Source organism: Planktothrix rubescens CCAP 1459/22 (assembly GCA_904830895.1).
GTDB classification, from domain to species: domain Bacteria; phylum Cyanobacteriota; class Cyanobacteriia; order Cyanobacteriales; family Microcoleaceae; genus Planktothrix; species Planktothrix agardhii.
The window spans coordinates 2,989,122-3,009,968 of the sequence record LR882958.1 but is presented as its reverse complement, the minus strand read 5'-3'; the positions used below and the strand labels follow the sequence as shown (position 1 = coordinate 3,009,968).

Genomic DNA, 20,847 nt, shown 5'->3' with positions numbered 1-20,847 from the left:
TTATTATGATCTTTTGGGTGTCAACATCTGACCATACTTTTGAAAGAAAGTCCCGTCCCCAGGTAGGGGAGGGATATTTCAGTGGAGATACCTCAAAACTTCAAATTGCCGAATTATTTCAGTATGTCGTAACTCATGCCCACTATCCAGCAACTAATTCGTTCTGCACGGGAACAGACTCAGAAGAAAACAAAATCGCCCGCCCTAAAGAGTTGCCCTCAACGGCGGGGAGTCTGCACAAGGGTTTATACAACCACCCCCAAAAAACCTAATTCCGCGCTGCGTAAGGTGGCAAGGGTGCGGCTAACCTCTGGCTATGAAGTGACAGCATATATTCCGGGTATTGGTCACAACTTGCAAGAACACTCCGTAGTAATGATTCGAGGCGGTCGGGTGAAAGATTTGCCTGGAGTTCGATATCACATTATTCGCGGAACATTAGATACGGCGGGAGTCAAAGATCGTCGTCAAGGACGCTCGAAGTATGGCGCCAAGCGTCCTAAGTAGGAGCTTTGAGTCAGGGCTAAGTTAAAAGTTGTGGCGGTGTTGTTGGAGCAAGACTAACAACATTAAGCCTTTGGTGACTTGTCCCCATCGCTGAAAATCTTAAATTATCTATTGTGTTAAGGAAGATACAATATGTCTCGTCGCAGAGTTGTTCAGAAGCGTCCGATCCCAGTTGATCCGGTCTATAACAGTCGCTTAATTAGCATGATGGTACGTCGCATCATGAAACATGGAAAGAAATCTATCGCCTACCGGATCATTTATCAGGCGCTCAAAACCATCGAAGAAAGAACGGGTTCAGAGCCTCTTGAGGTATTTGAAAAAGCCATTCGGAATGCGACTCCCCTGGTGGAAGTCAAAGCCCGGCGGGTGGGTGGTGCAACCTATCAGGTTCCCATGGAAGTTCGCTCAGAAAGAGGAACAGCTTTAGCCCTCCGTTGGTTAATTCAATATGCTAGAGCCAGAACCGGACGTTCTATGTCCGTGCGGTTGGCAAATGAACTGATGGATGCCGCTAACGAAACTGGAAGTGCAGTTCGTAAACGGGAAGAAACTCACCGGATGGCAGAAGCAAATAAAGCCTTTGCCCATTATCGGTACTAAAAAAATGGATAGCAGTGATATCCGTAAACGTATAAAATCTTAATAAAGGTTTAAAAAAGGAGGTAGCTGTGGCACGTACCGTCCCGCTTGAGAGAGTAAGGAACATTGGTATTGCAGCCCATATTGACGCGGGCAAAACAACCACAACGGAGCGGATTCTATTCTACTCCGGCATGGTTCATAAAATGGGCGAAGTCCATGAAGGAACAGCAGTAACCGACTGGATGGCTCAAGAGCGGGAGCGTGGAATTACCATCACGGCTGCCGCTATTACCACCAGTTGGAAAGATCATAAGATCAATATCATTGATACTCCGGGTCACGTTGACTTCACCATTGAAGTCGAACGTTCGATGCGGGTGTTAGATGGTGTAATTGCTGTTTTTTGTTCAGTCGGTGGTGTACAACCCCAGTCTGAAACTGTTTGGAGACAAGCAGAACGTTATAAAGTTCCTCGGATTGTCTTTGTGAACAAGATGGATCGCACGGGTGCGAACTTTTTCAAAGTTTATGAGCAAATCCGCGATCGCTTAAGGGCGAATGCCGTTCCGATCCAGATCCCGATTGGTAGTGAAAACGACTTCCAGGGATTAGTGGATTTGGTAGAGATGAAAGCTTATCTCTACAACGACGACGATAAAGGAACGGATTTTGAGGTCACTGATCAAATTCCCGAAGCGGTGAAAAAGATAGCCGAGGAATATCGGGTGAAATTGGTGGAGTCGGTTTCTGAAACCGATGATCACCTGATGGAGAAGTACCTAGAAGGTGAAGAACCGACGAATGAAGAAATTCGGACTCAGTTACGCAAAGGGACAATTGCCGGGAAGATTGTTCCTCTGCTGTGTGGTTCTGCTTTCAAAAATAAAGGGGTACAACAACTGTTAGATGCAGTGGTTGACTATCTCCCGGCTCCATCGGAAGTTCCTCCGATCCAAGGCACTTTATCAAATGGTGACGTTGACGTCCGTTATGCCAATGACGAAGCACCTTTATCGGCCTTAGCGTTCAAGATCATGGCCGATCCTTACGGACGCTTGACCTTCGTTCGAGTCTATTCCGGTGTTTTACAAAAGGGCAGTTATGTCCTGAACTCCAGCAAGGATAAAAAAGAACGAATTTCTCGCTTGATTGTTCTCAAAGCTGATGATCGGATCGAAGTCGATGAACTGCGGGCTGGAGACTTAGGGGCAGCCTTGGGTTTGAAAGATACCCTCACCGGTGATACCCTCTGTGATGACACGAAACCGATTATTTTGGAATCTCTGTTCATCCCCGAACCTGTGATTTCCGTGGCGGTGGAACCAAAAACCAAACAGGATATGGAAAAACTCTCCAAAGCTCTCCAATCTTTGTCAGAGGAAGATCCCACCTTCCGGGTTTCTGTGGATTCCGAGACCAACCAAACCGTAATTGCGGGGATGGGCGAACTGCACTTAGAAATTCTGGTTGACCGGATGTTACGCGAGTTCAAAGTGGAAGCGAATGTGGGTGCGCCCCAGGTTGCTTATCGGGAAACCATCCGTAAACCTGTGAATCGAGTCGAAGGCAAATTCATCCGCCAAAGTGGTGGTAAAGGTCAATACGGTCACGTTGTGATTAATCTCGAACCCGGTGAACCCGGTAGCGGGTTTGAATTTGTTTCCAAAATCGTTGGTGGAACTGTACCTAAAGAGTACATCAACCCGGCGGAACAAGGGATGAAGGAAGCCTGCGAAACAGGTGTGGTGGCAGGTTATCCTCTGATTGATGTGAAAGCGACTCTGGTGGATGGTTCTTACCACGATGTAGACTCCTCAGAAATGGCATTCAAGATCGCTGGCTCCATGGCACTCAAAGAAGCGGTGAGTAAAGCCTCACCCGTGCTGTTAGAGCCGATGATGAAAGTTGAGGTAGAAGTCCCAGAAGACTTTATTGGTAACGTCATTGGGGATTTGAACTCTCGCCGGGGCCAAATCGAGGGTCAAGGAACAGAACAGGGTATTGCCAAAGTGACCGCTAAGGTTCCCTTAGCTCAGATGTTTGGTTATGCCACGGATATCCGTTCCAAAACCCAAGGTCGGGGGATTTTCACCATGGAGTTTAGCCATTATGAGGAAGTTCCTCGTAGCGTGGCTGAAGTCATTGTTGCCAAAAATAAAGGCAACTAAATTGGCAGTCGGGTTGGGGTTGACAGTTACGGGTTAATCGCCCATAACCAATACCTAACCCGGTGCTGACCATTATTTTTCTTGAAAACTTTCAATTCTTAACTGAAAATGGCACGCGCAAAATTTGAACGGAACAAACCCCACGTTAATATCGGTACCATCGGTCACGTTGACCACGGTAAAACCACTTTAACGGCTGCAATTACCATGACTTTAGCTGCTCTGGGTCAAGCCACAGCTAAAAAATATGATCAAATTGATGCCGCACCCGAAGAAAAAGCCCGGGGGATTACGATCAATACAGCCCACGTTGAATACGAAACCAAAACCCGTCACTATGCTCACGTTGACTGTCCTGGTCACGCTGACTATGTGAAAAACATGATCACCGGCGCTGCCCAGATGGACGGTGCGATTTTAGTGGTATCGGCGGCTGATGGCCCCATGCCCCAAACCCGTGAACATATCCTGTTAGCCAAACAGGTCGGGGTTCCCAATATCGTTGTCTTCATGAATAAAGAAGACATGGTGGATGATGCTGAACTGTTGGAATTGGTGGAACTGGAAATCCGTGAACTGTTAACCTCCTACGGTTTCGCCGGTGATGATATCCCCATTGTTGCTGGCTCGGCTAAAGAAGCTTTAGATTTCATGGTGGCTAACCCCAAAGCCGTCGTAGGCGACAATAAATGGGTAGATAAAATTTACAAGCTGATGGAAGAAGTGGATGCCTATATCCCCACTCCTGAGCGTGATATTGATAAGCCTTTCTTGATGGCTGTTGAAGATGTCTTCTCCATTACTGGAAGGGGTACGGTGGCAACGGGTCGGATTGAACGGGGTAAAGTCAAAGTTGGCGATAACGTTGAACTGGTGGGAATTAGAGCGACTCGTGCTACCACCGTCACGGGTATAGAAATGTTTAAAAAGAGTCTGGAAGAAGGGATGGCCGGGGACAACGCTGGTCTGCTGTTACGCGGTATCCAGAAAGCTGATATTGAACGGGGTATGGTGATTGCCAAACCCGGTTCGATTACCCCCCATACTCAGTTTGAATCTGAGGTCTATATTTTAAAAGACACAGAAGGTGGACGTAAAACTCCTTTCTTCGAGGGTTATCGTCCTCAGTTCTATGTGCGGACAACGGATGTTACCGGAACCATTAAAGCCTTTACCTCCGATGAAGGTGACGCAGTTGAAATGGTCATGCCTGGTGACCGGATTAAAATGACGGTGGAACTGATTAACGCTATCGCTATTGAACAAGGGATGCGCTTTGCTATCCGTGAAGGTGGCCGTACCGTTGGTGCTGGTGTTGTCTCCAAAATTCTGAAGTAAGCTGCTTTGTGAATTAAAACTGCAAAGTTAAGGATAAGGTTGCAGAAAATAGGAAGGGTTTGATCCGGTTTCTGCACCTTATACCTGTCAATATTAAGTGACTGATCAAGCCGATAATCCTGAACCTAGAAAACTGAACACCCCATGGCAACTATTCAACAACAAAAAATTCGGATTCGTCTCAAAGCCTTTGATCGTCGTTTACTCGATACCTCTTGCGAGAAGATTGTAGATACGGCGAATCGGACTAGCGCCACTGCGGTTGGGCCGATTCCTTTACCCACAAAACGCCGGATTTACTGCTTATTGCGTTCCCCCCACGTTGATAAAGATTCCCGGGAACACTTCGAGACTCGTACCCATCGTCGCATTATTGATATTTATCAGCCTTCTTCTAAAACCATTGATGCTTTGATGAAATTGGATTTACCCGCCGGGGTAGATATTGAAGTGAAACTTTAATTTTTTGCTTCGACTATTCCCAACCTACTCAACCTGACCTTTTAATATGGGTTCTGAGTAGGTTTTTTGATATTCAGAAATTGACCCAATATCTGCTACGTTGTTAATGGGACTTAAACAAAAATCAAGCCCAAATCAAGCCTAAACTTGCTTTGTAGGCTGCAAATACATCCCTATTATTCTGGAGCCACTCCACAAATCGAAAGGAAATCGCTGTGCGGAAGGCTTCAAGGGCATCAGCAAATGTGTTTAAAGGTTTGTTAGCCCATCGACGTCTTAACCCTCCAGTTAAACTATGCCAGAGAATAAAAGTATAGGCACAAAATACCAAAATCCAATGTCTGATTAGACTTCTTTTATCTCGGACTTGATATTCTTTCAGCCCCAACCAACCCTTAGCTTCCCTGTAAAAAACTTCTATCCAATTTCTTTGTGAATAGGTCGTTACTATCCATTCTCCTGTGGCTTTTGATGCCTCAACATTAGTCATTAAATAATCAATATCACTGGCTTGGTCGAAAGTGGCAGCATTCATGACGATGGCTATTACTTTCTTCCCTGCATACTTTGATAATTCAATTTCTTTTGTTGCTACCCACACAGTTCTGGGTTTTTCTAGTTGGAGTTGAATTTCACTAAAAGCTCCTTGGGGCAACGATTTGGCTAAATTATCTAATCGAGTTTCCTCTGTTTTATCTTCCCCCTTTTTGAGGATTACCTTTCGATTCTTGGCGACTCCCCCTATATATTTTAATCTTTTTTTCTCTAACTCTTGTAAAAAATTTGTGTTATTTCCATACCCGGCATCTGTTAGCACAATTCCCGGTTGATATCCTCTCTCTAAGCTCCTTTCTATTAATTCTAATGCTATTTCCGGTTTCTTTTTAAATTCCGGGTCAGCTTTTCCTGACGGTAATGACTCGGCTTTTTGATATAATTCTATATCTAATGGTAGGCTTTTTTTGCCATCGTATAGATGGCTCGTTACTGCTACGATTCCATTGTCGGTTTTTCCGATTTCTCCGATGTATTGTCGTCCCACTCCATCAGTAAAGTTCCCGCTTTTTCGATGTCCTGAATCATCAATAATTAGGGCAAATCCCCGACTAATCTGGGTTTGCTTACACTGATTCATCACCTCCAGGCGACGCTGATTCAGTTTCATTGCTAACCAGGGAGCTTCGGTTAAAAAGTGGTGTAATCGGTGGTAAGCTACTCCTACGGAGTTATTCGCCATTTGCGACAGGTTTTTTCGCTCACTTTCTCCCAATAATCCCCCTAAATAGTTCCTAAATTCCCGTTTTTGGGCAAGATGACCAAATATATCGTCAAATCTTTGACACCATCGGTCAAAGCAGGGGGGCATCGCTGCCGGGGTTGTCTCTTTCATTCGTTATTCTTGAATGTTATGTGCTTGCTACATAATCATTATCATCTATTTCTTCCCTTATTTTTGTTTAAGTCCCATTAATAGCTCTTACTTAACGGACAATGGCGTCATTTTCCTCAACTGCTGTTCGAGAACTTCCTCTGTTTCCGCTACCGGAAGTGGTTTTATTTCCGGGTAGACCCCTACCCCTGCATATTTTTGAATTTCGTTATCGGATTATGATCAATACCATCCTAAATGCGGATCGCCGGTTTGGGGTATTAATGTTTGATCCGAATCAAGGTCAAGTTGCTGCCGTGGGTTGCTGTGCGGAAATTGTCCAACATCAACGTTTACCGGATGATCGGATCAAAATGCTGACTTTGGGACAGCAACGATTTCGGGTATTAGAAGCGGTTCGAGAAAAGCCGTATTTGGTGGGTTTAGTGGAATGGATCGAAGACAAACCCCCCCAACAGGATTTAAGACCCCTAGCAACTGAAGTAGAAGGTTTGTTGCGCGATGTAGTTCGTCTATCAGGAAAGTTGATGGAACAAAATATTGAACTTCCTGATGATATTCCCAGTTTACCAACGGAACTTTCCTACTGGGTGGCTAGTAATCTCTATGGAGTCGCAACCGAACAACAAACGCTGTTAGAAATGCAAAGTACCGTCGCTCGTTTAGAACGGGAAGTGGAGATTTTAACTTCAACCCGCAGCCATTTAGCTGCCCGTACAGCTTTAAAAGATGCTTTAGAGTGAACTACCCACACTGACATCGAAAAATTGGGTCTAAAACCCCTAACTTCTTGATCAAGAACCCTTTGATATGGAGTTGATTACTACTCAATACCCACCAAAAAGCCTGGTAATTTCACCAAAAAACGAGCGGAAGCCCCTAGCTTTAGCTATGGGGAGGTAAGCGGTGGTGGCTTTAGCCACCGTCAAGATTAAATTCTCTAATAAGTCTTTTGAGTGCAGCAGACATACTGCACCCCCACAAACTAGCAATCTTGGTTAACTTTTCAGACTCTAGCTCATCTAGGTACGCGGGGACAGGATGTTTTTTTGTTGCCATGACATTATGCACAAAGTATTAATACTATGTTATTTTAGTGTCAGGAGGTAACAAAATGTTTGGATGTCAGCAAAATCTCATTAGTCCCGACACAAAACTCAAGGCAATCCTAGAGTTTTTGTGCGCAGAGTCTTCAAAATTAACTAATTGTGGGATCTATTATTCTCGTCAAATATATTTCAAAGAGGGGAGAATACCCAATAGGGCAGAATTGCATAAAGTGTTAGGGACAGAAAATCAGAACCTACACTACCAAGCTTTCTATTCAGATACCGCACAACAAATTCTAACTAGCGTGTCCGAATCCTTTAAATCCTATATCGGTTTACTAAAAGGAGTCGCAAAGGGTACTGTAACCCAAAAACCTAGACTACCTGGCTACAGAAAAGGAGGACTATCTTTGGTGACTTTTACGGGTCGCTCTGTCAAACTTAAAGACAATCAACTAAGATTCCCTTTGGGTGGCAAGGTAAAAGCATGGTTTGGGATAGATTCTTTTTACTTGCCAATGCCCTCGAATTTAGATTTTAAGGACATTCGAGAATATCGAATCTTGCCTAGAAACGGATGCTTTTATTTAGAGCTTGTCTATAAGTCTCAAAATATCCAATCTAATGTCAATCCATTAAATGCTTTGATGATAGATCATGGCATGGATAATTGGTTAACCTGCGTTTCTAATGTGAGGACAAGCTTTATCGTTGATGGAAGACACTTAAAATCTATTAATCAATGGTATAACAAGCAAGTTGCATTATTGACAAAGGATACGCCCAACGGTTATTGGACTAAAAGGCTTCAGTCTCTAACAGAGAATCGTAATCGCACAATGCGAGACGCTATAAATAAAGCCGCCAGAAAAGTAATCAATCATTGCCTTGACAACCAAATTGGGACTATCGTATTTGGGTGGAACAAGGGCATGAAGGATTGCGCAAATATGGGAGCTAAAACCAATCAAAAGTTTGTTCAAATCCCAACCTCAAGGTTAAAGGATAGAATTGCTCAACTGTGTGAACAGCATGGAATTAGATTCGTCGAAACCGAAGAATCTTATACCTCCAAGGCAAGTTTTTTAGACTTGGATCTACTACCTAAATTCGGCGAAAAACCTGAAGGGTGGCAACCAAGTGGAAAACGAGTCAAGAGAGGTTTATATCGAACTGCTGATAATTGGTTGATCAACGCAGATTGCAATGGTGCGGCCAATATTGGGCGAAAAGTAGCGACAATACTAGGACTTGATCTTAGTGGAGTCAGTAGAGGGGAATTGACAGCCCCTTTGAGAGTCCCTTTGTGGGCTTAGTCAAGAATCCCCCGCATTTATGCGTGGGGAGTGTCAAACAACCAGGCTTTAGAAATTTTTAATCATAAATTCTTCTAGGGCTAAGGTTAACCCAAATGGGTTCCACCGTCGCCTAGCTGAATATCAGTATGTGATCAAGGAATAATTTAGACCCGGCGCATTTCAGCTTCCAGAACCTGAATCAAATTCTCATCTCCATTAGCTCTAGCAACTTCTAAGCGATGTTCCAATCTTTTTTGGATATTAGCCCGATGGACGTCAGAGAGTTTAATGGAGTTTCTGCGTAGATTTGTGTTTAACATGGACTTTTTTAGATAATCTTTTGTGCTTACTCCTCTATTATATAGCCCCTTTTGTTAAAATTGCATGACATAGGTGAAAAATCTTAAAATTTTGTAACGTAAGCTACAGCTTTATTTAAAAAACCTGTATCGAGTATTTATACTTATGGAGATTTGAGCGGTTTATGGGAATGATGTCACCCTCCTGCGGGTTGATTTATTTTAAGATCGCACCCTCAATCCTCAATATTCCTTGGATTTCATTAGCCGTTGCTGGTGCTAATAACACACCATTGCGATAATGTCCAGTAGCCAATAGAATATTCTTAAACCCTGGTAAATTGCCAATCACCGGGGCTGGAATCCCGTCAGGACGGGGACGTAACCCCGACCATTGCTTAATAATAGTTGCATTTTCCAAAGCCGGACAAATAGCGATCGCACCTTTTAACACTAAATTCAATAGTTCAGAATTAGCTAAAATTTCATCCCCGTGTTCAGGAAATTCCACCGTTGCCCCAATCCAATATTCTGCATTTCCTAACGGTACAATATGAATATCATTACCCGTAATTACAGGTTCAAATCCCAAATTCCCCAAGGTTTCCAGACAACGAACTTGCAACGCCTGTCCTAAAACTGGACGAATATGAATCAATTTTTCCCGATTATTTTCTTTAGCAATATCAGAAATTAACGGCGTTGTCCCTAAACCCGCAGATACCACAACCCAATCACTATTTAACTCTCCTGCACTGGTTTTCAAAAATTGACAAATCTGCTGATTATTTGCCGTTTTTACTATTTCCAAAGATTCTACTTTAACACCGAATTGAAAAGTTACACCCCGACTTTTAGCAGCCTCGACTAAGGCTAAAGTTAAGGCCGTTGGATCAACTTGTCGATCCTGGGGAGAATAGACCGCACCCAAAACTTTTCCATGATCAATCTGAGGATATTTAACCTTAACTTGATCTTGATCTAACCATTGCAATTCTAACCCTTGACTTTGGCGTAAATTAATTAAATTTTTCCATTTTTCCAATTCATCTTCCCCATAAGATAATAATACAATACCTTGCCGATTAAAAGGAATAATCTTACCCGTAATTGCTTCTAATTCGGGAATTAAACTTTCATAACGCTGCATACTAAACTCTCGCAGTCGCCACGCCCGTCCCTTGGTTTTCTGACTAATAATTCCCATCAAAACCCCCAATGCTGAACCAGTTGAGCCTTGAGCCGGAGGATTTTGATCAATAACAGTAATTTTTAAATCAGGATTTTGGGAGAGTTCATAGGCAATGGTTGCCCCGACCACACCACAACCAATAATAACAATAGAATTCATAAAAAATCTTAAAAAACGTTGTTGGGCTAAAGCCCCTCTTACCCGTTGTTGGGCTAAAGCCCCTCTTACCCGTTGTTGGGCTTTAGCCCTGAGAAATAAAAGAGCGCGCTAAAGCGCAACAACGGCGCAACAACGCCACCACAAAATATTGAGTTTAATTAAGCGTTAGGAACTAAACTCAAGAATGAATCTAAATCTTTCAGCGCTTCTTGATATCCTGACGCCGCTTGAATTGGATCACGAGCTTCTGCGGCTTTGGAAACCGTAACTAAATGTTCAAACACTTCTCTCGACAATTTAGTCGCTTTCGGTTGAACATCGGGCAACAAATTTTTAGTAATATAATTCATTTCTTGCAACAATGATCCCAATGGCCCATGCACAAAGGCATCCACTTGTACCCAATTCCGAGCACTAATATACCGAGGAAGTTCGGTGGTAAAGCGATCGCGCAGAGCCACAATATCAGTGTTATGTTTTTGGATCTGTTGAATTTGAATTTCCGTGTAGGTGGTGGGAATTGCCGCTTTTGGAGAACTGCAACCGACCACAAAAGTTGTCACCAGGGCTAAGACACAGGCCAAAATTGAACGATAAACTTTCATATCCTAACTGTTTGAATTTTACTAAAAAAACCACATTCCCCAATCTACTCCGATCAGGGATTCTAATATTGTTGCAGATTTGGGGACATTTGGCTAACTTCTGGCTTTGAAGTCCTTAAATTTTGTCTGAAATTCATACATTAACCGATTGACATTATTGGTTTCATTAGGAACAATATCATATTCCCATTTTCGTTTGCGACTCGCCAGGAGTTTTGCTACTGAATTAGAAGAACTATTAGAGACAAAATAACAATCTCCAGATACTCTTAATTCCGAAGAAAAGGCAATAAAAGCCTGAGCTAATTCTAAGGGCAATTCCGAGGCGTAATGGTGACAGTCTATGGCGATAAAAATTCGAGATGCCCGAGGTTCTCTTTTATTCGTCCGACAACTATCGGCTTCCATTTTATACAGAACACAAACATCACAATCATATAATACTCTTAAACGACCATGAATTTTAACTCCCAAATGAATTTCTAAAGGGGGTTTTTGTTCAAATTCAATCACAGCATGGGTATAGGGTTGGGTCAGATCATAAATTTGTCCTGCCCGTCTACGAAACACTAAGGTTTCTGGATTTCGTTTCAAAACATCTTTATAATAAACGAAGGCTCCTTCATTACGAGCGGCTTTGATAATAATATTAAAAATGTAGAATTTAAACCAATCCTCAATATCTCTGGCGGTTTCTAGATCGGGATTTAAACTCTGTTTTAACTGTTGATTGATATTATCTAATAAAGCGGTATTAATCGACATTGGTTCCGATCTCCTGACGTAATTGTTCTAGCAATTTTTTTAATTCTTGGCGGTGTTGTTGGCGGCTATTAACAGATTCAATACTATATTTAAACATTGTACCTTTTCTATCCACGGAGGAGGTAAATCTCAATTCCGGTTTTAAATCACTATTCTGGGTTTCATGGCGGAAAATATCCAGAATTTCTGTTTCGATTTCTCCGGTATTAATTACCGATTTCTCAATGGCATTAATTAAAAGTAAAAGTTGTTCTTGGGGGCTATAATAATTTAACTTTAAATTGGGAGATTTCCGTCCTGATACCAGTTCTTCGGTGGTTTTTCCCGCACTAATAACGTCGGCAACTTGTTCCGTTACCCACCCCAATTTTATAGAGTTTAGCATCTCTACAAGTGCCTGATAAATGGCTAAACAATCTTCTTGAGTCATAATGGTTTCTAATGAGTTTCGACACTGTGCGATCGCTCACCTGCTTCTATTCTAACAATTTTTTGTAAAAATGACTTAAAAATCAACTTTTTTTGTGAAAAACCAAAAACCCTTAATTATAGGAAGGTGTAGCGGTTTAAACTGTTAAGCTGCATATTGCCATCGGGGATACTGGCACAACAAGGGATTGATTATCGCAATTCTCAGACTGATTAGGACAAAGACTAATCCAGCTAACCGCTTACGTTGAAACCTTTTCCCTCTGTCACCTGTTCCCCCCTCTGCTAAAATCGAGCTTCCACCGGGGCTTGAGTTTTGAGGAATTCCGTATTGACTCCCGACTCCCGCACCAAGACAATTTTGCCCGTCCGAGCAATTTCCCGAATCCCAAACCGACTTAAAACCTGGACAATAGCCACCATTTTTCCGGGGTCGCCAACCACTTCAATAGTTAGGGCGTCATCCCCAATATCCACAACCCGCGCCCGAAAAATTTGCGCTAACTCAATAATCTCAGAACGAGTCGCACTGCTATTATAATTAACCTTTAATAGCATCAATTCCCTTTCCACACAGGGAACTCCGGTAATATCCTGCACTTTCAGAACATTGATCAGTTTGTAGAGTTGTTTGGTCAACTGTTCAATAATATGGTCATCCCCAGGAACCACCATTGTAATTCGAGAAATCCCCGATTGTTCCGCCGGGCCAACGGCTAAACTCTCAATATTGAAACCTCGACGGGCAAATAAACCCGCAATGCGCGTCAGGACTCCGGCTTCATCTTGAACTAAAACAGATAGGGTGTGTTTCATGCTGGCTACAAATTAATCTGGGACTACGCTCCCGACTTAAAATTAACTATATTAATCATCAATTGTACACCGAATCCAGATCACGGATTTAATAGGATTACGCAGATTAACACAGATTAAAATCCGTGAAATCCGTGAAATCCTCTTAAATCCGTGATCCATTTCAAGATTAAACTCTCTGATTTGGGCGTAAGACGCTACACTGTACAGTCAGGAAATGCTTAAGAGAATTGACAGTCATGCCTGTTTCTAACCTATCCCAGTCTTTTGCTCGATCTAGTTCTGACTCCGATCAGGAATTTGATGTGATTGTCATTGGTTCTGGTATTGGGGGACTGGTGACGGCGACCCAATTGGCGGCCAAGGGTGCAAAAGTTCTTGTCCTAGAAAGCTATATTATCCCGGGCGGCAGTTCTGGATATTTTGAACGGGACGGATACAGATTTGATGTCGGTGCATCCATGATTTTTGGATTTGGGGACAAAGGAACCACCAACCTCCTAACCCGCGCCCTGGAAGCTGTGGACGTCACCCTAGAAACCATTCCCGATCCGGTTCAAATTCATTATCACCTACCCAATGATCTCAAATTACGGGTACATCGAGATTATGAGAAGTTTTTGCAAGAACTAATTACTCGCTTCCCCCAGGAAGAAAAAGGAATTCGTAAATTTTATGATCAATGCTGGAAGGTCTTTAACTGTCTGAACTCCATGGAGTTGCTATCTTTGGAAGAACCTCGTTATTTAATGCGGGTATTTTTTCAAGAACCCGGTTCCTGTTTAGGATTAGTTCAGTATTTACCCCAAAATGTCGGAGATATTGCCAAACGTTATATTAATGATCCTGAACTTTTAAAGTTTATTGATATTGAATGTTACTGCTGGTCAGTGGTTCCGGCTGATTTAACCCCGATGATTAATGCTGGAATGGTATTTTCCGATCGCCATTATGGAGGAATTAATTATCCCAAAGGAGGCGTCGGTCAAATTGCGATCAAATTAGTCGAAGGATTAGAAAAATTTGGTGGACAAATTCAATATAAAGCTAGAGTCAAACAAATTATATTGGAAAACGGAATAGCCGTTGGAGTAGAACTAATTGATGGTAAAGTTTATCGAGGCAAAAGAATAGTTTCTAATGCCACCCGTTGGGATACCTTTGGCAAATTAATTCCCTCCGACTCTATTCCAAAGGCTGAAAAAAAATGGCGAGAACGCTATCAAAAATCCCCTAGTTTCTTGAGTCTACATTTAGGAGTAGAAGCCTCAGTCTTACCTCCAGAAACCGATTGTCACCATATTATTGTCGAAAATTGGGATAAAATGGAGGAACCCGAAGGCACAATTTTTGTGTCCATTCCGACTTTATTAGATCCAAGTTTAGCCCCGGAAGGCTATCATATTGTTCATGCTTTTACCCCTAGTTGGATCGATGATTGGCAAAAATTACCCGAGTTTGAATATGAAGCCAAAAAAGAACAAGCTGCGGGCAGAATTATTGACCGTTTAGAAATACTTTTCCCCGGGTTAGATGCCGGGTTAGATTATATGGAAGTGGGAACGGCGCGATCGCATCGTCGCTTTTTAAACCGACAGGATGGAACCTACGGCCCCATTCCCGCCTATAAATTAAAAGGACTTCTGGGAATGCCCTTTAACCGCACATCTATCCGAGGGTTATATTGTGTCGGTGATAGCACTTTCCCCGGCCAAGGATTAAATGCTGTTGCCTTCTCCGGCTTCGCCTGCGCCCATCGGGTAGCCGTTGATTTGGGACTTTAATCAGTCATCAGTGTAGAGACGTGACCGGGCGCAGCCATGCCGAAGGCTATTGGTGCGTCTCTGATAATTAAGCTGTTAATTGCAGTATTTTATCGGGTTGTATTTTTCTGTTCAATTACTTTTTCTGTTTTTTCGGGATTCTGTTTTTTCTTTAAATCAGCCCCCGCCGTGATTTTACCTTTAATGCTCTTAGGCGTTGATCATGGAGGGAAGAAGAAATTTTCTCCCCTCTTTTTAAACTAATTTTGCCGTTGATACCTTTAGGCGTTGATCACTCACAAAAACGATAATTCGCCGATCACATCCAAACGCTTAAAATCACTCAGGGCTAGGAATTTTTCCGAGAGGGTTTCCGCAATGGTCGGTGTAATCCAACCCATTTGTTTCAATAGATGAATCGCCGTGGCATATTTAGCCCGGGTTGACCCATCCATGACTTTAATTGCTAATCCCAAACCTTCCCCAATGCGTCCCACACATTGCACTCCTTCCGCCCCGGACTTGCTGACCAGTTCTCCTTCGGTTAAACGCATTAATTCCGTATCAAAATGTCCCTCTCCGGCTACCATTTCGGGATGATGGGTCATGGCCCGGACAATCCGTTCCCGGTCTAGGTTATCTCCAGAAGCCAATTGAGCATAGAGTATCCCCATTTGACCCAATTCCAAATAATAGGTCGGCGCTCCGCAGTCATCCCTGGCGCTGAGAAACTCATCGGGAGGTAGTCCTAATAATTCTCCGACTTTACCAATAATCAATTGTTGTAGAGGATGTTTCCGTTGTAAATAGCTTTCTAATGGCCAATGACATTGTTGACAAACCGCTAACATCCCGGCGTGTTTTCCCGAACAGCCATGTTGCAGGGGGCTATTTTTCCCGGCTGGAATCGGACACTGGAGTTGGACGGGTTCAACATCGGCCCGCCAGAGAATATTAAAAGCCTGTCGAGCCTGTTCGACGGTTCCTTGATGGGAACTACAAATAATCGCTAAATCAATATCGGTTAAATCATATCGTTCCATTGTGCCTGTAGTGGTCACGGCTAAGGCTTGAAAGGGTTTTAAGGCTGAACGGATAAAGGTGGCGGTGTCGGAGTTTCCGGCAACGGATAACACCCGTCCTCGGTGATCACAGACCGTCGCTTGCACCCGATGGGTAGACTCAACCAGTCCTTCCCGCAGGAGTCTAACTTCCAGTTCTTTAGCTTGTGTTCGTTTTCCCCGTGTCATATTTTAAAGTTTAGAGTTTATCAAGAGAATCGGTGAATATTTACAACAAGACCCAGATTAATCCTCCTCCAAGCAACAATCCGGCTATTCCATAATAGGTTTGTCGTAATCGAGTTAGAATCGGTTGCACTTGATGGGAGAGAATTAACCGATCTTGGACTAAAAATTCCGGGGTTTTCAGCCAAGTCTGGCCATCATACCATCCTGATTCTTCGTAGAAAATCCTAGGATTGAGCAGGCGGGATCTAATATAGTACCAGCCTAAAGATAACCGAATCACGACTAAGGTTAAAATAAAAGTTGCTCCAGAAGCAGCACCAAGAATCAACTGCCCCGGATATTTGCTCGGTGTAAAACTAGCCGCGGCGACGGGACAAAAAATAATCCAGCTAATCAACCACACCCAGAGCAACTTTCTCAAATATTGGGGCCAGTTGAGTGTGACCCAACTAAAAAACCAAGATTCTTTGAGTTCTTGATATTCATTAACAGGACGTTGTTCCGGAGGAACCGGACAGATGGATACCGAAACATCTCTCATATTAAGAAATCTGGGATTTTTTAAGATATTGCTTTTAATTTTATGGCAGTTAGGACTTGACATTCCCCCGATGGCAAATATTTAGACAATATTAAAGATGGGCTTCGATAGAACAGGGTAGTTCACTCCCATTCATTTGGTACAGGACTTACGCATATAACGGTGTGACAAGGCTTTGAAATTGCTTCACGACCTTCGCAATCACACAATTACGTTATCCGTGCGTAAGTCCTTTAATTCTTGCAAGTCCCGGTCAACCTGTTCTCAATAAAATCAAGGGAAAATGCCACAATAGAGAAAGTCAAGTTTTGAATACATAAAGTATGACCACAGCAACCGAACTTCCACCTTTAATTCCTCGTGACCTGCTATTTGGCAACCCCGAACGCACTAGCCCCCGTCTTTCCCCCGATGGTAAATACCTGGCCTATATTGCCCCCGATGAAAAGAATATTTTACAGGTTTGGTTAAAAACCGTTGGACAGGAGGAAACCCGAGCTTTAACCCGTGATCCAAAACGAGGTATTCGATTATTTTTCTGGACTTATGACCCCGATCAACTGATTTATGTTCAAGACTCCGATGGCGATGAAAACTGGCATTTATATTTAGTAAATGTCCAAACCCAGGTTGTTCGAGACTTAACTCCGTTTCAAGGAGTTAACTCCAACGTCGTTAATTTAGACCACAAATTCCCTGATCAAATTTTAGTCGGAATGAACCTGAGAGATCCGCAGGTTTTTGACGTTTATCAGGTGAATTTAAAAAACGGAGCCGTTGATTTCCATACGGAAAATCCGGGTAATATTGTTAGTTGGACGGCCGATGCTGAGTTTAATATCCGGGCGGCAAGTTCTAGCACCGATGATGGTGGGTTTGATTTATTATATCGAGAAACTCCCGATCATGCTTGGGAAACCCTCCGTCATTGGGGCCCCGATGAAGAAGGCGGGGCGGCTTTCTTTTCCAATGATGGCAAAATTTTATATATGGTGGGTAACCATGATGCCAATGCCGAAAGATTAATTGCTTTGGATTTATCGACTCGTCAAGAAACAGTAATTGCTGAAGATCCTGAATATGATATTGGCGGATTATTAGCCCATCCTACCACCCGAAATATTGAGGCGGTTTCTTTTTATAAAGATAAGGAAGAATGGCAAATTATTGACCCGATTATTGCCGAAGATATCGAGGCAATTAAACAAATTCGTCCGGGGGAATTTGGGATTAGTCGAACATTATCCGATGAAAAATGGTTAATTAGTTTTGTCACCGATGACGGCCCGGTGTATTTTTACGTTTACGATCGCCCCACCAAAACCCATAGCTTTTTATTCAGTAATAAACCCAAATTAGAAGGCTTATCTTTAGCCTCCATGGAACCCATTGCTTACACCGCAATTGATGGGTTAACCATTCATGGTTATTTAACAAAACCCGTTGGGGTTGAGCTTCCCGCCCCGACGGTGCTATTGGTTCACGGTGGCCCCTGGGCGCGGGATACCTGGGGTTATAACTCCCAAGCCCAATGGTTAGCTAACAGGGGTTACGCGGTCTTACAGGTGAATTTCCGGGGATCAACGGGCTATGGCAAAGCCTTTCTAAATGCCGCCAACCGAGAATGGGCGGGAAAAATGCACCAGGACTTAATTGATGGTGTGAATTGGTTAGTTGAAAATGGCATTTCCCAACCGGATAAAATCGCGATTATGGGCGGGTCTTATGGAGGTTATGCGACCTTAGTTGGCTTAACATTTACTCCCGAAGTTTTTGCCTGTGGCGTGGATATTGTCGGGCCGAGTAATATTATTACTTTGATGCAAAGTATTCCGCCCTATTGGGAACCCATTCGCAAGAATTTCTATCATCGGGTCGGGAATTTAGACACGGAACCGGAATTTTTAAAACAGCGATCGCCTTTATTTTTTGTTGACCGGATTGAAAAACCTTTATTAATTGGTCAAGGAGCCAATGATCCCAGGGTTAAACAACCGGAAAGTGAACAGATCTTTGAGGCGATGAAACAAGCTGATAAACCTGTAGAATATGTGTTATATACCGATGAAGGACATGGTTTTGCCCGTCCCGAAAACCGCTTACATTTCTATGCAGTGGCTGAAGAATTTCTGGCTAAATATTTAGGCGGACGCTTTGAACCTGTGGGAGAAATGACTGGACATTCTGGTGTGATTAAATCCTGAAATTAACCCAGGGCTGTAGAGACGTTGTATACAACGTCTCTAGAGGTATTGATGATTTGATTAACCCGTTAATTACCCCAAACTTTACTGTTTATGTTCCAATATATTCTCGGTATTTTATTTCCCATTATCATTGGATTTACACTAAATTCTTCGGTGAAAGTGGTTAGTACCAGTGACCAAGCTATTGTTGAAAGATTAGGTAAATATAAACGGACTCTAAAACCAGGACTCCAATTTATTATTCCTGTGGCGGAGAAAATTGTTTATTATGATACCAACCGTGAACGTTTATTAGATATTGACCCTCAAGAAGTGATTACAAAAGATCAAATCACCCTCAGAATTAATGCGGCGGTTTTTTGGAAAATTGAAGATTTACAAAATTTTTATTATAACGTTGAAACCGATAAAACCAAAGAAGCGATTTCTAATTTAGTTTTAACCACACTTAGGGCAGAAATCGGGTTGACGAATCTGGAAGAATTATTAGCTAAAATTAAAGACATTAACAGAAGATTATTATATGCCTTAGCAGAAGGAACCAAGACCTGGGGAATTACTATAATTCGGGTTGATATTCAAAATATTACTCCTCCTAAATCTATCCAAGAGTCAATGGAACGCAAACGGGTTGCTGAAAGTCAAAAACAGGCAGAAATTTTAGAAGCTCAAGGACAAGCTCAATCGATTCGAGTGTTAGCAGATACTTTAGGATTAAAAACCAATAGTCAAGAATTTTTAAAATTTTTAATTACAAAACAATATGTTGAAGCTAACCAACAGTTAAGTCAAAGTGCTAATTCAAAAATTATCTTTATGAACCCTAGTCAATTAACAGAATCCATTACTAATCTAATGGAAACCAATACGGAAAATTTGAACAATCCAATTATTTTACCCAATTTAGAAGAAGTAACTAAAATTCAACCTAATCCTAATATTCAAAAAACCTAGACTATGCCTTTATAGCAGGGAACAGACGAGCCACGGCGCGTCTCCTCCTCCGCAGATGTCATAGAAATAATCACACTAACTTTAGGGGTATGGTTAGGAGACAGAGGAGTTAAGTAGACCGTTGCATCCGCACTATTTCCCGCCAAATGACCCTGGAGGAAGGTTTGATTTTGTTGTGCTTCTATTCCTTGAAAGGCTTCTAAACGCCGTCCTGATAGATGGTTATAATCGTGATTTTGATGAATAGCGGTAATTAATTGACTTCCATTAATCACCGGAATATTGTTAGATTTAACGAGGGTTGGATATTGGGAGAAATTGATAAAGGGGTCGCTATCATAATATATCCTCACTAATCTTCAATGGTTTCTGTTAGAACTTGGCTTCGACATCTTATGAGAGTTTTAGATATAATACATAATATAGCCATCCTAAATCAGTTGTAATATTTCCATCTATATTTACCCCTCCCAACCCTCCCCTTAGTAAGGGGAGGGCTAGGGTGAGGTTATATATTTCTATCACAAATCATTTAAGATTGCTATAGTAAAATTTTTTAGGGTTAAAGTTAACTATTAATACCATGAATTCTAAAATAGTTTCACAATACGAACAAGATTTTTATGGCTGGACACAGTGGCAAGTACAGGTAATAGCCAACAGACAAGTATCAGAATTAGATTGGCAAAACTTACAGGAGGAGGTACAAGCCTTGGGAAGACAGGAATACCGAGAATTAGTCAGTCGTATTACTGTCTTGTTAGGGCATCTCCTCAAGTGGCAATATCAACCAGAAAACCGTTCTCGCAGTTGGTTTCTGACCATCAGAGAACAACGCCGTGCCATTAGTCGCCATTTTTATCGTAATCCTAGCTTAAAGTCTCGCATAATTGACGCTTTAGAAGATGGCTTTGAAGCAGGAGTTGATTTGGCACTACGAGAAACAAACTTGCCATTAAGAACTTTTCCCGAAAAATGTCCATACAATTTTGAGGAAGCGATCGCAGATGGTTTTATCTGCGATACTAGCCAAGATTGGGAATATTGAACACCGAGAGTGCCTTGAGAAT

The 20,847-nt window shown here is 42.4% G+C and carries 22 protein-coding genes; 12 read left to right on the top strand and 10 right to left on the bottom strand.

Annotation, left to right across the window (positions count from 1 at the left end):
- Positions 1-5: 5 nt before the first annotated feature.
- From NMG86_RS14140 to rpsJ, 6 genes are all read left to right on the top strand, one after another.
- Entirely contained in the window at positions 6-272 is a 267-nt protein-coding gene (locus NMG86_RS14140; RefSeq protein WP_233423040.1) for a hypothetical protein, read from the top strand.
- A complete protein-coding gene (rpsL, locus tag NMG86_RS14135) occupies positions 157-507 on the top strand; it encodes a 30S ribosomal protein S12 (RefSeq protein WP_227351462.1) in 351 nt (116 codons plus the stop codon). Before NMG86_RS14140 ends, rpsL begins: the two co-directional genes overlap by 116 nt.
- 132 nt (positions 508-639) lie before the next feature.
- Positions 640-1,110, top strand: coding sequence for a 30S ribosomal protein S7 (gene rpsG, locus NMG86_RS14130; protein WP_026786432.1), 471 nt, complete (start codon positions 640-642; stop codon positions 1,108-1,110).
- Between the two features lie 68 nt (positions 1,111-1,178).
- Complete coding sequence (gene fusA / locus NMG86_RS14125) at positions 1,179-3,260, top strand: elongation factor G (protein ID WP_026797907.1); 2,082 nt, start codon at positions 1,179-1,181, stop codon at positions 3,258-3,260.
- Between the two features lie 108 nt (positions 3,261-3,368).
- Positions 3,369-4,598, top strand: a complete 1,230-nt coding sequence (gene tuf / locus NMG86_RS14120) for an elongation factor Tu (RefSeq protein ID WP_026797906.1) — start codon at positions 3,369-3,371, stop codon at positions 4,596-4,598.
- Between the two features lie 144 nt (positions 4,599-4,742).
- Complete coding sequence (gene rpsJ / locus NMG86_RS14115) at positions 4,743-5,060, top strand: 30S ribosomal protein S10 (protein WP_026786435.1); 318 nt, start codon at positions 4,743-4,745, stop codon at positions 5,058-5,060.
- A gap of 124 nt (positions 5,061-5,184) precedes the next feature.
- Here rpsJ and NMG86_RS14110 read toward each other — a convergent pair whose 3' ends face one another.
- Positions 5,185-6,450 (bottom strand): IS701 family transposase, encoded by a 1,266-nt coding sequence (locus NMG86_RS14110; RefSeq protein ID WP_026796362.1) that lies wholly within the window; start codon positions 6,448-6,450, stop codon positions 5,185-5,187.
- Between the two features lie 101 nt (positions 6,451-6,551).
- On the opposite strand from NMG86_RS14110, the gene NMG86_RS14105 reads away from it, so the two are divergent.
- Positions 6,552-7,193 (top strand): LON peptidase substrate-binding domain-containing protein, encoded by a 642-nt coding sequence (locus NMG86_RS14105; RefSeq protein ID WP_026786436.1) that lies wholly within the window; start codon positions 6,552-6,554, stop codon positions 7,191-7,193.
- Between the two features lie 371 nt (positions 7,194-7,564).
- A complete protein-coding gene (locus NMG86_RS14100; protein WP_026797905.1) occupies positions 7,565-8,815 on the top strand; it encodes an RNA-guided endonuclease InsQ/TnpB family protein in 1,251 nt (416 codons plus the stop codon).
- 146 nt (positions 8,816-8,961) lie between these two features.
- Here NMG86_RS14100 and pirA read toward each other — a convergent pair whose 3' ends face one another.
- The 6 genes from pirA to ilvN form a co-directional block, all read right to left on the bottom strand.
- On the bottom strand, positions 8,962-9,117 hold the full coding sequence (gene pirA / locus NMG86_RS14095; protein WP_162832329.1) for an arginine synthesis PII-interacting regulator PirA: 156 nt from the start codon (positions 9,115-9,117) through the stop codon (positions 8,962-8,964).
- Positions 9,118-9,313: 196 nt separating this feature from the next.
- The gene (locus tag NMG86_RS14090; protein WP_026797904.1) at positions 9,314-10,447 is read right to left on the bottom strand and encodes an NAD(P)/FAD-dependent oxidoreductase; all 1,134 of its coding nucleotides are present in this window, start codon (positions 10,445-10,447) and stop codon (positions 9,314-9,316) included.
- A 158-nt stretch (positions 10,448-10,605) separates the two neighbouring features.
- Positions 10,606-11,052, bottom strand: coding sequence for a photosystem II protein PsbQ (gene psbQ, locus NMG86_RS14085; protein ID WP_026786439.1), 447 nt, complete (start codon positions 11,050-11,052; stop codon positions 10,606-10,608).
- A 93-nt stretch (positions 11,053-11,145) separates the two neighbouring features.
- Entirely contained in the window at positions 11,146-11,817 is a 672-nt protein-coding gene (locus NMG86_RS14080) for a hypothetical protein (protein WP_233422967.1), read from the bottom strand.
- On the bottom strand, positions 11,807-12,247 hold the full coding sequence (locus tag NMG86_RS14075; RefSeq protein WP_237745624.1) for a hypothetical protein: 441 nt from the start codon (positions 12,245-12,247) through the stop codon (positions 11,807-11,809). The genes NMG86_RS14080 and NMG86_RS14075 overlap by 11 nt, the downstream gene beginning before the upstream one ends.
- Positions 12,248-12,531: 284 nt before the next feature.
- Positions 12,532-13,062 (bottom strand): acetolactate synthase small subunit, encoded by a 531-nt coding sequence (gene ilvN, locus NMG86_RS14070; protein WP_026786440.1) that lies wholly within the window; start codon positions 13,060-13,062, stop codon positions 12,532-12,534.
- Between the two features lie 239 nt (positions 13,063-13,301).
- Between ilvN and crtH the strand changes: the two genes are divergently transcribed.
- On the top strand, positions 13,302-14,846 hold the full coding sequence (gene crtH / locus NMG86_RS14065) for a carotenoid isomerase (RefSeq protein WP_026786441.1): 1,545 nt from the start codon (positions 13,302-13,304) through the stop codon (positions 14,844-14,846).
- A gap of 275 nt (positions 14,847-15,121) precedes the next feature.
- Here crtH and NMG86_RS14060 read toward each other — a convergent pair whose 3' ends face one another.
- Both NMG86_RS14060 and NMG86_RS14055 read right to left on the bottom strand, forming a co-directional pair.
- Complete coding sequence (locus NMG86_RS14060; RefSeq protein ID WP_026786442.1) at positions 15,122-16,075, bottom strand: asparaginase; 954 nt, start codon at positions 16,073-16,075, stop codon at positions 15,122-15,124.
- A 40-nt stretch (positions 16,076-16,115) separates the two neighbouring features.
- Entirely contained in the window at positions 16,116-16,616 is a 501-nt protein-coding gene (locus NMG86_RS14055; RefSeq protein ID WP_026786443.1) for a CGLD27 family protein, read from the bottom strand.
- A gap of 323 nt (positions 16,617-16,939) precedes the next feature.
- Here NMG86_RS14055 and NMG86_RS14050 point away from each other — a divergent pair, with 323 nt between their 5' ends.
- Both NMG86_RS14050 and NMG86_RS14045 read left to right on the top strand, forming a co-directional pair.
- On the top strand, positions 16,940-18,820 hold the full coding sequence (locus tag NMG86_RS14050) for a S9 family peptidase (protein WP_026797903.1): 1,881 nt from the start codon (positions 16,940-16,942) through the stop codon (positions 18,818-18,820).
- A 93-nt stretch (positions 18,821-18,913) separates the two neighbouring features.
- The gene (locus tag NMG86_RS14045; protein ID WP_042152442.1) at positions 18,914-19,777 is read left to right on the top strand and encodes an SPFH domain-containing protein; all 864 of its coding nucleotides are present in this window, start codon (positions 18,914-18,916) and stop codon (positions 19,775-19,777) included.
- Here NMG86_RS14045 and NMG86_RS14040 read toward each other — a convergent pair.
- Complete coding sequence (locus NMG86_RS14040) at positions 19,774-20,052, bottom strand: hypothetical protein (RefSeq protein WP_207184698.1); 279 nt, start codon at positions 20,050-20,052, stop codon at positions 19,774-19,776. The two genes, NMG86_RS14045 and NMG86_RS14040, sit on opposite strands and share 4 nt — an antisense overlap.
- A gap of 308 nt (positions 20,053-20,360) precedes the next feature.
- Between NMG86_RS14040 and NMG86_RS14035 the strand changes: the two genes are divergently transcribed.
- Positions 20,361-20,825 carry a DUF29 domain-containing protein gene (locus NMG86_RS14035; RefSeq protein ID WP_026794178.1) on the top strand — a complete coding sequence of 155 codons (465 nt, stop codon included), beginning with the start codon at positions 20,361-20,363 and terminating at the stop codon, positions 20,823-20,825.
- Positions 20,826-20,847: the final 22 nt, after the last annotated feature.

Bases quoted from the DNA above. Each gene is read 5' to 3' on its own strand.
- NMG86_RS14035 (WP_026794178.1), top strand. From the start codon at position 20,361: ATGAATTCTAAAATAGTTTCACAATACGAACAAGATTTTTATGGCTGG.
- pirA (WP_162832329.1), bottom strand. From the start codon at position 9,117: ATGTTAAACACAAATCTACGCAGAAACTCCATTAAACTCTCTGACGTC.
- NMG86_RS14100 (WP_026797905.1), top strand. From the start codon at position 7,565: ATGTTTGGATGTCAGCAAAATCTCATTAGTCCCGACACAAAACTCAAG.
- NMG86_RS14075 (WP_237745624.1), bottom strand. From the start codon at position 12,247: ATGACTCAAGAAGATTGTTTAGCCATTTATCAGGCACTTGTAGAGATG.
- NMG86_RS14045 (WP_042152442.1), top strand. From the start codon at position 18,914: ATGTTCCAATATATTCTCGGTATTTTATTTCCCATTATCATTGGATTT.
- NMG86_RS14140 (WP_233423040.1), top strand. From the start codon at position 6: ATGATCTTTTGGGTGTCAACATCTGACCATACTTTTGAAAGAAAGTCC.
- NMG86_RS14105 (WP_026786436.1), top strand. From the start codon at position 6,552: ATGGCGTCATTTTCCTCAACTGCTGTTCGAGAACTTCCTCTGTTTCCG.
- NMG86_RS14055 (WP_026786443.1), bottom strand. From the start codon at position 16,616: ATGAGAGATGTTTCGGTATCCATCTGTCCGGTTCCTCCGGAACAACGT.
- NMG86_RS14050 (WP_026797903.1), top strand. From the start codon at position 16,940: ATGACCACAGCAACCGAACTTCCACCTTTAATTCCTCGTGACCTGCTA.
- NMG86_RS14060 (WP_026786442.1), bottom strand. From the start codon at position 16,075: ATGACACGGGGAAAACGAACACAAGCTAAAGAACTGGAAGTTAGACTC.
- psbQ (WP_026786439.1), bottom strand. From the start codon at position 11,052: ATGAAAGTTTATCGTTCAATTTTGGCCTGTGTCTTAGCCCTGGTGACA.
- tuf (WP_026797906.1), top strand. From the start codon at position 3,369: ATGGCACGCGCAAAATTTGAACGGAACAAACCCCACGTTAATATCGGT.
- crtH (WP_026786441.1), top strand. From the start codon at position 13,302: ATGCCTGTTTCTAACCTATCCCAGTCTTTTGCTCGATCTAGTTCTGAC.
- rpsG (WP_026786432.1), top strand. From the start codon at position 640: ATGTCTCGTCGCAGAGTTGTTCAGAAGCGTCCGATCCCAGTTGATCCG.
- rpsJ (WP_026786435.1), top strand. From the start codon at position 4,743: ATGGCAACTATTCAACAACAAAAAATTCGGATTCGTCTCAAAGCCTTT.
- NMG86_RS14110 (WP_026796362.1), bottom strand. From the start codon at position 6,450: ATGAAAGAGACAACCCCGGCAGCGATGCCCCCCTGCTTTGACCGATGG.
- NMG86_RS14080 (WP_233422967.1), bottom strand. From the start codon at position 11,817: ATGTCGATTAATACCGCTTTATTAGATAATATCAATCAACAGTTAAAA.
- ilvN (WP_026786440.1), bottom strand. From the start codon at position 13,062: ATGAAACACACCCTATCTGTTTTAGTTCAAGATGAAGCCGGAGTCCTG.
- NMG86_RS14090 (WP_026797904.1), bottom strand. From the start codon at position 10,447: ATGAATTCTATTGTTATTATTGGTTGTGGTGTGGTCGGGGCAACCATT.